We start from the raw sequence: 13,313 nt of genomic DNA, 5'->3' as shown, positions 1-13,313 counted from the left end.
GGTCAGGTTTTATACTGCAGTCTGGAAGATAACCCCGTCCGCTTTCTCGGTGTACTGAGAGAGCTGGTCGAAGTTCAGATAGCGATAGGTATCCACCGCAGTCTTATCAACCTGAGCCACAAAGGTCTGGTACTCTTCCGGCGTTGGCAGTTTGCCAATCAGCGCCGCAACCGCCGCCAGCTCCGCAGAGGCCAGGTAGACGTTTGCCCCCGTACCTAAACGGTTCGGGAAGTTACGGGTAGAGGTGGAAACCACCGTCGCACCGTCCGCCACGCGCGCCTGGTTACCCATACAGAGGGAACAGCCAGGGATTTCGATACGCGCACCGCTCTTACCAAACACGCTGTAGTAACCCTCTTCGGTCAGCTGCGCCGCGTCCATACGGGTTGGCGGAGCCACCCACAGACGGGTTGGCAGCTGGCCTTTATGGGTATCCAGCAGCTTACCGGCCGCACGGAAGTGACCGATGTTGGTCATGCAGGAGCCGATGAACACTTCGTCAATCTTGTCGCCCTGAACGTCAGAGAGCAGACGCGCGTCGTCCGGATCGTTCGGCGCACACAGGATTGGCTCTTTAATGTCGGCCAGATCGATGTCGATCACTGCGGCATATTCTGCATCAGCGTCGGCTTCAAGCAGCTGTGGATCCGCCAGCCATTTCTCCATGCCCTGAATACGACGCTCCAGCGTACGGCGGTCGCCGTAGCCTTCTGCAATCATCCACTTCAGCAGCACGATGTTGGAGGTCAGGTACTCTTCGATTGGCGCCTGGTTCAGCTTGATGGTACAGCCGGCAGCAGAACGCTCAGCGGACGCATCGGTCAGTTCGAACGCCTGCTCCACTTTCAGATCCGGCAGACCTTCGATCTCGAGGATACGGCCAGAGAAGATGTTCTTCTTGCCCTTCTTCTCAACGGTCAGCAGGCCCTGCTTGATAGCGTACAGCGGGATCGCATGCACCAGGTCGCGCAGGGTGATGCCCGGCTGCATTTTACCTTTGAAACGCACCAGAACGGATTCCGGCATGTCCAGCGGCATTACGCCGGTCGCAGCGGCAAACGCCACCAGGCCGGAGCCCGCCGGGAAGGAGATCCCAATCGGGAAACGGGTGTGGGAGTCACCACCGGTACCCACGGTATCTGGCAGCAGCATACGGTTCAGCCAGGAGTGGATAACGCCGTCGCCCGGACGCAGGGAGACACCGCCGCGGTTCATGATGAAGTCTGGCAGGGTGTGGTGGGTGGTGACGTCAACCGGCTTCGGATAGGCCGCTGTATGGCAGAAGGACTGCATCACCAGATCAGAAGAGAAGCCCAGGCACGCCAGGTCTTTCAGTTCGTCACGGGTCATTGGACCGGTGGTGTCCTGAGAGCCCACGGAGGTCATCTTCGGCTCGCAGTAGGCACCCGGACGGATACCGGCTACGCCGCACGCGCGGCCTACCATTTTCTGCGCCAGAGAGTAACCACGGTCGCTTTCCGCCACGTCTTTCGCCTGACGGAATACGTCTGAGTGCGGCAGACCCAGCGCTTCACGCGCCTTGGTGGTCAAGCCACGACCGATGATCAGCGGGATACGGCCACCAGCACGCACTTCGTCGATCAGCACGTCGGTTTTCAGTTCAAAGCTCGCCAGCAGCTCGTTGGTTTCGTGGTTACGCACTTCACCTTTGAACGGGTAAACGTCAATCACGTCGCCCATGTTCAGGTTGTTAACGTCCACTTCAATTGGCAGTGCGCCGGCATCTTCCATGGTGTTGAAGAAGATAGGTGCGATTTTACCGCCGAGGCACAGACCGCCGCCGCGTTTGTTCGGCACGTTCGGGATATCATCACCCATGAACCACAGCACGGAGTTGGTTGCCGATTTACGGGAAGAACCGGTCCCGACCACGTCACCGACGTACGCCAGCGGGAAGCCTTTCTGTGCCAGCGCTTCGATCTGTTTGATCGGGCCGACCACGCCTGGCTGATCCGGCTCAATGCCTTCACGGGCGTTTTTCAGCATCGCCAGGGCGTGCAGTGGGATATCCGGGCGTGACCAGGCATCCGGTGCCGGAGACAGGTCATCGGTGTTGGTTTCACCGGTCACCTTGAAGACGGTGACGGTCATTTTTTCTGCAAGCGCAGGGCGGCTCAGGAACCATTCGGCATCAGCCCAGGACTGCATAACCTGCTTCGCATAGCGGTTGCCCGCTTTGGCTTTCTCTTCTACGTCGTAGAAGTTATCGAACATCAGCAGCGTGTGGGACAGGGCTTTAGCGGCAATCGGCGCCAGCGTGTCGCTGTCCAGCGCATCAATCAGCGGATGAATGTTGTAACCACCCTGCATGGTGCCGAGCAGTTCAATCGCTTTTTCAGGGGTAACCAGTGGGGAGGTTGCTTCGCCTTTGGCAATCGCAGCAAGGAAACCGGCTTTTACGTAGGCAGCTTCATCTACGCCTGGCGGTACGCGGTTGATCAACAGATCTAACAGGAATTCTTCTTCGCCTTTTGGCGGATTCTTCAGCAGCTCGACGAGCGCGGCCATTTGGGTTGCATCTAAAGGTTTGGGTACAATCCCCTCGGCGGCACGTTCTGCTACGTGCTTACGGTATTCTTCTAGCACGACGGTTCTCCTCGCTCTCATTGTCATATGCGGCGGGCGTTCTCTTCACGCTCCTGTGAGACAGCAGTTTGTAGGGTATATGCCCGATACCGCGTCGGGCAGCATAGCAGGATTTTCAGACAGTGTTAATCCGTTTACAAAAAAGCAACATTAAATTGTTTGCTGAATCGTTAAGCATGGTATAGCGGCGAGGCGGGAAGAATTTCAGGCACAAAAAAACCGCCCTTAAGCGGTTAGTTTGTTGCCTTGCGGTGGTAGCACACCGGGTTGGCAGATTTGTGGCAAAACCCCAACGAGAAAGATTTTGCTACGCAATAAGATGACTTGCAAGCGGGTTTGAATACCCCAACGCGTTTTTCGCCATCGGATATAATCTGTGTAATAACTGCTCACACTCTTTATCAGGCCATTCGCAACGGTTCCCAGTTTAAGTCAAAAAAGTAATACCCGGGTGCATATACTCGCGGCAACGTAAACGCCTCACGGCCTCGCTTTCGTCGGAGTCTTACTATGAAGTTGCCCTTTAAGCCACATCTGCTTGTTCTCCTGTGTAGCGCCGGGCTGTTAGCCGCATCTGGCGTTGTCTACGTCAACAGCCGTGCGCCTGAGACCGTCACTCAGCCACCACCGCCGGCACAGCCCGCACCGACAGCACAAACTGCATCAGCTCCTGCACCGGCTCAGGGGCAACCCGCGCCGGTGGTCTATACCGCCGCGCAGATCGACCAGTGGGTGGCACCCATCGCGCTCTATCCGGATGCCCTGCTGTCGCAGATTTTAATGGCCGCAACCTATCCGACGAACGTGATACAGGCGGCGCAGTGGTCGCGTGACAACCCGCGCATGCAGGGGGATGCGGCTATTCAGGCCGTCGCCGGGCAGCCCTGGGATCCGAGCGTGAAATCGCTGGTCGCCTTCCCGCAGCTGATGTCGCTGATGGGGGAAAACCCGCCGTGGGTGCAGAGTCTCGGCGATGCGTTTCTGGCCCAGCCGAAGGATGTGATGGACTCCGTCCAGCGCTTACGTCTGCTGGCGCAGCAGACCGGCGCGCTGCAGTCCACGCCGCAGCAGAAGGTGACCACCGTGACGAAAACCGAGCCCGCCAAAGTGAGCTCATCGTCCACCACATCCACATCGACCACATCAACCCCGGCCCCTGCCCCGACGGTCATCAAGATTGAATCCGCCGATCCGCAGGTAGTTTACGTCCCGACCTACAACCCCAGCACGGTCTACGGCACCTGGCCTAACACCAGCTATCCGCCGGTCTATCTGCCGCCGCCTCCGGGGGAGCAGTTCACCGACAGCCTGGTCAAAGGGCTTGGCTTTAGTCTCGGCGTGGCGACGACCTACGCCATCTTCAGCAACATCGACTGGGATGACGATGACGACTGGGATCACCATCACCACGATGACGATCACCACGGCGGTTATTCGCGAAACGGTGATAACAACATCAATATCAACGTGGATAACTTCAATAAAATCAGCGGGGAGCGGCTTGATGCCAATCGTGGCTGGCAGCACAACCCGGCCTATCGCGGCGGCGTGCCTTATGCCTCCAGCCAGCTAAATAATCGCTACGCGCAGAACACGCCTGCGGTGCGCCGGAATACCACCAGCCTCAGCACAGCTGCCCCGCAGGGTGGTGCCAACCGCGACGCCCAGCGCCAGGCGGCAATGACCCAGATGGAGCGTTCAACGGGTAAAAACCTGTCGCAGACGGCGCGTCCTGCCACCCGCGACGGGCAGCGTCAGGCGGCAAATAAGCAGCTGAATCAAATCTCCCAGCGCAACAACTACCGCGGATACGACAACGATCGACCGCAAACGGCGAAACGGGCTACCAGCACCCAGCGCGATACGCAGCGTACGGCGGCACGCCAGGAGACCACCCGCAAGGCACAAACTCAGCAGCGCACCGCACAGAACCAACAGCGTGCGATGCAGACGCACCAGCGGGCCAATGCGCTCAGCGGCAACGACAGCCGCTCGGCCAACTGGCAGGCGCAGCAGCAGCGCGGCATGCAGAGCCGTCAGCAGACGGCCCGCAATGTCGAACGCAGCGGCGGTCGGGCGCAGATGTCTGAGCGCCGCAGTGGTGGCGAACACCGTGAATTCCGTCATCGTTAAGGGAGACGACAATGAAAAGTAAACTACTCAGCGGAATGATGTTGTTCATGGTATCGACCGGCGTCTTTGCCCAACACCATTTCAGCACGCCCGAACAGGCGACCGATGCGCTGGCAAAAGCCATCAACGAGCAGAACGAAACGGCGCTGGGCGACCTTCTCGGAGAAGACTGGCGCAGCTTCTTACCGGCGGATGGCGTCGACCCCGAGGCCGTGGATCGCTTTAAACGCGACTGGCAGGTAAACCACCATACGGTGATAGACGGCGACATGGCATGGCTGACCGTCGGGGAGTACCACTGGCAGCTGCCGATCCCGGTGGTGAAAACCGACAAAGGCTGGCATTTCGACATGCAGGAAGCCAAAGAGGAGATCCTGAATCGCGAGGTGGGTCGCAACGAGCTCGCCGCCATTGAAGCGCTGCATGCCTATGTGGATGCCCAGGACAGCTACTACGCCCTCACCACGCACTACGCGCAGAAGATTGTCAGCAGCGAGGGCAAAAAAGATGGCCTGTACTGGCCGGTAAAACCTGGCGAAGCGCCCAGCCCGCTTGGCCCGGCCTTCAGCCCGAAAGAGCCCGGTCAGGGTTATCACGGCTATCACTTCCGTATTCTGCCGGATACCAAATCAGGCTTCGCGATGATCGCCTGGCCGGTAAGCTACGGCGAAACCGGGGTGATGAGCTTTATGATCAACGGCGACGATCGGGTGTGGCAGGCGAATCTCGGCGAGAAGTCGGCAGAGGAAGCGAAAGCGATGTCGGCGTTTAAACCGGACGACCGCTGGCAGCTGGTCGCCCAGTAATCTTTCAGGCATAAAAAAAAGCGGCTCTTGAGCCGCTTTTTTCATGCCGGAAGAATTACTTCTTCTTCGCTTTCGCGTTTGGCAGGTCGGTGATGCTGCCTTCAAACACTTCTGCCGCCAGGCCAACTGACTCGTGCAGAGTCGGGTGAGCGTGGATGGTCAGCGCGATGTCTTCAGCGTCACAGCCCATTTCGATCGCCAGGCCGATCTCACCCAGCAGCTCGCCGCCGTTGGTGCCGACAATCGCACCACCGATCACACGGTGAGTCTCTTTGTCGAAGATCAGTTTGGTCATACCATCTGCGCAGTCGGAAGCGATAGCACGGCCAGAAGCAGCCCACGGGAAGGTGGCGGTTTCGTAGCTGATGCCTTTCTCTTTCGCTTCTTTCTCGGTCAGACCAACCCATGCAACTTCTGGCTCGGTGTACGCGATAGATGGGATCACTTTCGGGTCGAAGTAGTGCTTCATGCCGGCGATAACTTCTGCGGCAACGTGGCCTTCGTGAACACCTTTGTGTGCCAGCATTGGCTGACCGACGATATCGCCGATAGCAAAGATGTGCGGCACGTTGGTGCGCAGCTGTTTATCAACGCGGATAAAGCCGCGGTCGTCAACTTCCACGCCCGCTGCACCTGCATTGAGGTTTTTACCGTTCGGTACACGACCGATAGCCACCAGCACCGCGTCATAACGCTGTGCTTCCGCAGGGGCTTTTTTGCCTTCCATGGAAACGTAAATACCGTCTTCTTTCGCTTCAACGGCAGTCACTTTGGTTTCCAGCATCAGGTTGAACTTCTTGCTGATGCGTTTGGTGAAGACTTTAACGATGTCTTTGTCAGCAGCCGGGATAACCTGGTCGAACATTTCAACCACGTCAATCTCTGAACCCAGCGCATGGTACACGGTACCCATTTCCAGACCGATGATACCGCCACCCATAACCAGCAGGCGTTTTGGAACGGTTTTCAGTTCCAGCGCGTCGGTGGAATCCCACACGCGCGGATCTTCATGTGGAATGAACGGCAGTTCGATCGGACGGGAGCCCGCCGCGATGATCGCGTTGTCGAAGTTAATTACGGTTTTGCCGTTTTCGCCTTCCACTTCCAGGGTGTTTGCCCCGGTAAATTTACCCAGACCGTTTACCACTTTCACTTTACGGCCTTTGGCCATACCGGCCAGACCACCGGTCAGTTGGGTGATAACTTTCTCTTTCCAGGTACGAATTTTGTCGATATCGGTTTTCGGCTCGCCGAAGACGATACCGTGCTCAGCCAGCGCTTTGGCTTCTTCGATAACTTTAGCAACGTGCAGCAGCGCTTTAGAAGGGATACAGCCGACGTTCAGACAAACACCGCCGAGGGTGTTGTAACGCTCTACGATGACGGTTTCCAGACCTAAATCCGCGGCACGGAATGCTGCGGAATAACCTGCCGGGCCTGCCCCAAGTACTACGACCTGAGTTTTGATTTCTGTGCTCATCATGACCTCTTAATTTATACCCGTCGTCCACCGGGTCGTTCAATCCGCCCGCAGTTTACAAAATTGTTAACAATTTTGAAACAACAAACGGCTCACGAATTGTCGCTTTCGCTAATAACCACACAAACTTCATGAGATTACCAGAAAAAAGCCGGCCGTCAGGCCGGCTCTTCGATTACATCACCAGGCGGCGAATGTCGCTCAGGGTGTTGTTGATGATGGTAATGAAGCGAGCACCATCAGCACCGTCGATCACGCGGTGGTCGAAGGACAGAGAGATTGGCATCATCAGACGCGGCATGAACTCTTTGCCATTCCATACCGGCTCCATCGCGGACTTGGACACACCCAGGATCGCCACTTCCGGCGCGTTAACAATCGGCGCGAAGTGGGTAGTACCCAGGCCGCCGATGCTGGAGATGGTGAAGCAACCGCCCTGCATTTCGCCAGCAGTCAGCTTGCCATCACGCGCTTTCTTGGAGATCACGGTCAGTTCACGGGACAGCTCAGTGATGCTCTTCTTGTTCACGTCTTTGAAGACCGGAACAACCAGACCATTTGGCGTATCAACCGCAACACCGATGTTGATGTATTTCTTCAGCGTCAGCTTCTGGCCATCTTCGGACAGGGAGCTGTTGAAGCGTGGCATTTGCTCAAGTGCCGCAGCAACGGCTTTCATGATGAAGACCACTGGGGTGAATTTCACGTCCAGTTTACGCTTCTCAGCTTCGGCGTTCTGCTGTTTACGGAACGCTTCCAGATCGGTGATATCGGTTTTGTCGAAGTGCGTAACGTGCGGGATCATCACCCAGTTACGGCTCAGGTTGGCACCAGAGATTTTCTGGATACGGCCCAGTTCCACTTCTTCGATTTCGCCGAACTTGCTGAAGTCCACTTTCGGCCATGGCAGCATGCCCGGGATACCGCCGCCGGTGGCAGCAGCAGGAGCCGCTTCAGCGCGTTTCACCGCTTCTTTAACGTAAGCCTGAACGTCTTCGCGCAGGATACGACCTTTACGGCCAGTCCCTTTCACTTTCGCCAGGTTCACACCGAATTCACGCGCCAGGCGACGAATCAGTGGGGTAGCGTGGACGTAAGCGTCGTTTTCAGCAAACTCAGATTTGCCTTCCGCTTTAGCAGCCGGAGCAGCAGCAGGTTTAGCCGCCTGAGCCGGTGCAGCAGCAGCAGCGGCAGCCGGAGCTGCTGCAGGCGCAGCGCCTTCTACTTCGAAGACCATAATCAGGGAACCGGTAGAGACTTTGTCGCCGGTGCTGATTTTGATCTCTTTAACGGTACCGGCGAATGGCGCAGGAACTTCCATAGAAGCTTTGTCGCCTTCAACGGTGATCAGTGACTGTTCAGCGGCAACTTTGTCGCCCACTTTCACCATCACTTCGGTCACTTCAACTTCGTCACCGCCGATGTCAGGTACGTTAACGTCTTTCGCGCCGCCAGCGGCTGCTGGTGCAGCGGCCTGTGCCGGAGCAGCTTCCGCTTTCGCTGGAGCCGCAGCGCCTTCAGCGCCCGCCACTTCGAAGACCATGATCAGGGAGCCGGTAGAGACTTTGTCACCGGTGTTGATCTTGATCTCTTTAACGGTACCCGCGAACGGCGCAGGCACTTCCATAGAGGCTTTGTCGCCTTCTACGGTGATCAGTGACTGCTCAGCCGCAACGGTATCGCCCACTTTCACCAGGATTTCAGTGACTTCAACTTCGTCACCGCCGATGTCAGGCACGTTAACTTCTTTCGCTGCCGCGGCAGCTGCTGGAGCAGCGGCAGCCGGAGCAGCTTCTTTCTTCTCTTCCTGCGCAGGTGCAGCAGCTGCTGCACCGTCGGCGGAATCGAAAATCATGATCAGTTTGCCAGTCTCGGTTTTATCGCCCACAGAGACTTTGATCTCTTTGACGATGCCAGCCTGAGGAGACGGGACTTCCATAGAGGCTTTGTCGCCTTCTACGGTGATCAGCGACTGTTCAGCTTCAACTTTGTCGCCTACTTTGACCAGGATCTCGGTGATTTCAACTTCATCAGCCCCGATGTCCGGTACATTGATTTCGATAGCCATTATTCTTTTACCTCTTACGCCAGACGCGGGTTAACTTTTTCTGCATCGATGTTGAATTTGGTAATTGCTTCCGCAACCACTTTCTTATCGATTTCGCCACGTTTAGCCAGTTCGCCCAGTGCTGCTACAACCACGTAAGAAGCATCAACTTCGAAGTGGTGACGCAGGTTTTCGCGGCTGTCAGAACGACCGAAGCCGTCAGTACCCAGTACGCGATAATCATCAGCTGGAACGTAAGTACGAACCTGCTCAGCGAACAGTTTCATATAGTCAGTAGACGCCACCGCTGGCGCGTCGTTCATCACCTGAGCGATGTAAGGAACGCGTGGAGTTTCCAGTGGGTGCAGCATGTTCCAGCGCTCGCAATCCTGGCCATCACGCGCCAGTTCGGTGAAGGAGGTGACGCTGTACACGTCAGAACCTACGCCGTAGTCGTTCGCCAGGATCTGCGCTGCTTCACGGACGTGACGCAGGATAGAACCGGAGCCCAGCAGCTGAACTTTACCTTTGCTACCTTCGATGGTTTCGAGTTTGTAGATACCTTTACGGATACCTTCCTCGGCACCTGCTGGCATAGCCGGCATATGGTAGTTTTCGTTCAGGGTGGTGATGTAGTAGTAAATGTTCTCTTGCGCTTCACCGTACATACGGGTCAGACCGTCATGCATGATGACTGCCACTTCGTACGCGTAAGACGGGTCGTAAGAGATACAGTTAGGGATAGTCAGAGACTGAATGTGGCTGTGACCATCTTCGTGCTGCAGACCTTCACCGTTCAGGGTCGTACGACCGGAAGTACCCCCTACCAGGAAGCCGCGAGCCTGTTGGTCGCCAGCCTGCCAGCACAGGTCACCGATACGCTGGAAACCGAACATGGAGTAGTAGATGTAGAACGGGATCATCGGCAGGTTGTTGGTGCTGTAAGAGGTCGCAGCAGCCAGCCAGGATGCGCCTGCGCCCAGCTCGTTGATACCTTCCTGCAGGATCTGACCTTTCTCGTCTTCTTTGTAGTATGCAACCTGCTCGCGGTCCTGCGGGGTGTACTGCTGACCGTTCGGGCTGTAGATACCGATCTGACGGAACAGACCTTCCATACCAAAGGTACGCGCTTCGTCAGCGATGATTGGAACCAGACGATCTTTGATCGACTTGTTCTTCAGCATCACGTTCAGGGCACGCACGAAGGCGATAGTGGTGGAGATCTCTTTGTTCTGCTCTTCCAGCAGCTGAGAGAAGTCTTCCAGCGCTGGCAGTTCCAGTTTCTCAGTGAAGTTCACCTGGCGAGACGGCAGGTAGCCGTTCAGCTTCTGACGCTGGGCGTGCAGATAGGTGTGCTCTTCAGAACCTTCCGGGAAGGTGATGTAAGAGAGGTTTTCAACCTGCTCGTCGGTCACTGGAACGTTGAAACGGTCGCGGATATAACGCACGCCGTCCATGTTCATTTTCTTAACCTGGTGCGCGATGTTTTTACCTTCGGCAGTGTCACCCATGCCATAACCTTTAACGGTATGCGCCAGGATTACAGTTGCTTTGCCTTTGGTGTCCTGCGCTTTTTTCAGTGCAGCGTAGACTTTCTTCGGATCGTGACCACCACGGTTCAGGGCCCAGATCTGATCGTCAGTCCAGTCTGCAACCAGGGCTGCGGTCTCAGGGTATTTACCGAAGAAGTGCTCACGTACATAGGCACCGTCTTTGGATTTGAAGGTCTGGTAGTCGCCGTCAACGGTTTCCTGCATCAGCTGGAGCAGTTTACCGCTGGTGTCTTTACGCAGCAGCTCATCCCAACGACCGCCCCACATGACTTTAATCACGTTCCAGCCAGCACCTGCGAAGATGCCTTCCAGTTCGTTGATGATCTTGCCGTTACCGGTTACCGGACCATCCAGACGCTGCAGGTTACAGTTGATGATGAAGCAGAGGTTGTCCAGCTTCTCACGGGTTGCGATGGTGATCGCACCTTTAGATTCTGGCTCATCCATCTCGCCGTCGCCCAGGAAGGCGTATACGGTCTGCTGGGAGGTGTCTTTCAGGCCACGGTGTTCCAGATATTTCAGGAATTTAGCCTGGTAGATCGCACCGATTGGACCCAGACCCATAGATACGGTCGGGAACTGCCAGAATTCTGGCATCAGTTTCGGGTGCGGATAAGAAGACAGACCTTTACCGTGAACTTCCTGACGGAAGTTGTTCATCTGCTCTTCAGTCAGACGACCTTCCAGGAACGCACGTGCGTAGACGCCCGGAGAGATGTGGCCCTGGAAGTACACCAGGTCGCCGCCGTCTTTCTCGGTGCGCGCGCGGAAGAAGTGGTTAAAGCACACTTCATAAACGGTTGCGGAAGACTGGAAGGAAGCCATGTGGCCGCCCAGCTCCAGATCTTTTTTGGACGCGCGCAGAACGGTCATGATGGCGTTCCAGCGAATTGCAGAACGGATGCGGCGTTCCAGATCCAGATTGCCCGGGTATTCCGGTTCGTCTTCGACGGCAATCGTGTTTACGTAGTTGTTAGCCCCTGCACCTGCAGCTACTTTCACACCGCCTTTGCGGGCTTCAGAAAGCATCTGTTCAATCAGATACTGAGCGCGCTCAACACCTTCTTCACGGATGACCGATTCGATCGCCTGTTGCCAGTCGCGAGTTTCGATCGGATCCACGTCATTTTGGAGACGTTCTGACATGGGGGTATTCCTTATCTATCTAATACGTTGATTTGTCTGGAACCTGTCCCATTGCACTTTCTTTTCTTCATATTTCAGGCTGTCTCTTTGTTGGCTGCGCTTCCTCACCCCAGTCACATAGTTAACTATGCTCCTGGGGATTCGCGCGCTTGCCGCCGCGATACAACCCGAACTATTTCGAAAACTAAAAGCGCAATAAGACAGGTTCTGCGTTTAGTTGCCGCGCTCTAAAAAACTGGCGCTTAATCCTTTCGTTGCTGTATGCGGCGTAATGAACGTTCGCGACGCGACTGTTCACGGCTGCGGTCCAGCAAGATTTCCTCAATGAAAGCCAGGTGACGGTGCGACGCTTCACGCGCCTGCTCCGGCTCCCCGGCCATTATCGCCTCGAAGATTCGGGTGCGATGGTTGCTGACCAGCGGAAGCATCTCCCGGCGGGCATACAACAATTCAAAATTCTGACGAACGTTTTGGGCAAGCATTGGCTCCATGCAGCGTAGCAGATGGAGTAGCACCACGTTGTGGGCAGCTTCGGTGACGGCAATTTGATACTGGACAACGGCGTCGGATTCGGCGTCGAGATCGCCGGATTCCTGGGCCCGTTCGATGGCCTGATGCAGCTCGCGGATACGCTCGCGATCGGCATCATTGCTGCGCAGCGCCGCGTAATAGGCCGCGATGCCTTCAAGCGCGTGACGGGTCTCAAGCAGATCAAACTGGGATTCTGGGTGGTCGGAGAGCAGCTCCACTAACGGGTCGCTGAAACTCTGCCACAGGCTGTTTTGCACAAAGGTTCCGCCACCCTGGCGACGAAGCAGAAGGCCCTTGGCTTCGAGGCGTTGGATCGCCTCACGCAGCGAGGGACGGGAAACGTCGAACTGTTTAGCCAGTTCGCGTTCAGGTGGTAGTTTTTCACCGGGGCGCAGGGTCCCCTCAAGGATCAAAAACTCCAGCTGCTGCTCAATCACATCGGATAATTTTGGTTGGCGAATTTTGCTGTAGGCCATATTCCCTGTCTTACGCCTTTTTGCCCGGAGTCAATTGGTCTTACCAATTTCATGTTCGTATCGCTAAAGTAACAAAGTATTCACCTTGTGTCCATATTGGTTTTGATTGAAATCATTAAACCCTGCTTATTTTAACAACCTTACAGAAATAACGTTTCAAAAATGTAACTCTGCACAAATGAATTGATTACCCCAAAAGAGGCAGTTTTAACTTTAATGAAACGGTGGAAAGTGCGATCTGAACCGATTTAGCGGAGTAAAAAATGAAAATCTGCCCACTTATGGAGCATTTTTATTCTATAGGTTGATAAAGGGACTTAAACGGGACGATTTACAAATGCTTTCTTTTTATTCGAACTCGCTTTCTCCTCGCATAAAGCAGGTGCATTCGCTGTCGCTTACCACTATTCTTCCGATTACGGAAGACACATCCGTTTATTTCAGCCAATTGAACCGTAAACTTATAAATACATGAAATGGAATTTCATAATTACACACGCCCGAGCGTGAACATAACAACCACACACGAGGTTT

7 protein-coding genes are annotated in these 13,313 nt (G+C 55.5%); 2 read left to right on the top strand and 5 right to left on the bottom strand.

Annotated features, from left to right (window positions below):
• Window positions 1-9: 9 nt before the first annotated feature.
• Window positions 10-2,607, bottom strand: coding sequence for a bifunctional aconitate hydratase 2/2-methylisocitrate dehydratase (acnB, locus tag FHN83_RS15650; RefSeq protein WP_072036672.1), 2,598 nt, complete (start codon window positions 2,605-2,607; stop codon window positions 10-12).
• A 510-nt stretch (window positions 2,608-3,117) separates the two neighbouring features.
• Here acnB and FHN83_RS15645 point away from each other — a divergent pair.
• Both FHN83_RS15645 and FHN83_RS15640 read left to right on the top strand, forming a co-directional pair.
• Window positions 3,118-4,740, top strand: a complete 1,623-nt coding sequence (locus FHN83_RS15645) for a DUF3300 domain-containing protein (protein WP_138370445.1) — start codon at window positions 3,118-3,120, stop codon at window positions 4,738-4,740.
• An 11-nt stretch (window positions 4,741-4,751) separates the two neighbouring features.
• Window positions 4,752-5,546: a DUF2950 family protein gene (locus FHN83_RS15640; protein ID WP_139564342.1), complete on the top strand. Its 795-nt coding sequence runs from the start codon at window positions 4,752-4,754 to the stop codon at window positions 5,544-5,546.
• 55 nt (window positions 5,547-5,601) lie between these two features.
• Here the strand turns inward: FHN83_RS15640 and lpdA are convergent, their stop codons facing one another.
• The 4 genes from lpdA to pdhR form a co-directional block, all read right to left on the bottom strand.
• Window positions 5,602-7,026, bottom strand: a complete 1,425-nt coding sequence (gene lpdA, locus FHN83_RS15635; RefSeq protein ID WP_039030349.1) for a dihydrolipoyl dehydrogenase — start codon at window positions 7,024-7,026, stop codon at window positions 5,602-5,604.
• 175 nt (window positions 7,027-7,201) lie between these two features.
• Entirely contained in the window at window positions 7,202-9,094 is a 1,893-nt protein-coding gene (gene aceF / locus FHN83_RS15630) for a pyruvate dehydrogenase complex dihydrolipoyllysine-residue acetyltransferase (protein ID WP_139564341.1), read from the bottom strand.
• Window positions 9,095-9,108: 14 nt separating this feature from the next.
• A complete protein-coding gene (aceE, locus tag FHN83_RS15625; protein WP_039030351.1) occupies window positions 9,109-11,772 on the bottom strand; it encodes a pyruvate dehydrogenase (acetyl-transferring), homodimeric type in 2,664 nt (887 codons plus the stop codon).
• A gap of 242 nt (window positions 11,773-12,014) precedes the next feature.
• Entirely contained in the window at window positions 12,015-12,779 is a 765-nt protein-coding gene (pdhR, locus tag FHN83_RS15620) for a pyruvate dehydrogenase complex transcriptional repressor PdhR (protein ID WP_039030352.1), read from the bottom strand.
• Window positions 12,780-13,313: the final 534 nt, after the last annotated feature.

Source organism: Leclercia adecarboxylata (assembly GCF_006171285.1).
In the GTDB taxonomy this organism is placed as follows: domain Bacteria; phylum Pseudomonadota; class Gammaproteobacteria; order Enterobacterales; family Enterobacteriaceae; genus Enterobacter; species Enterobacter barmai.
This window is presented reverse-complemented; position numbering and strand designations above follow the sequence as displayed.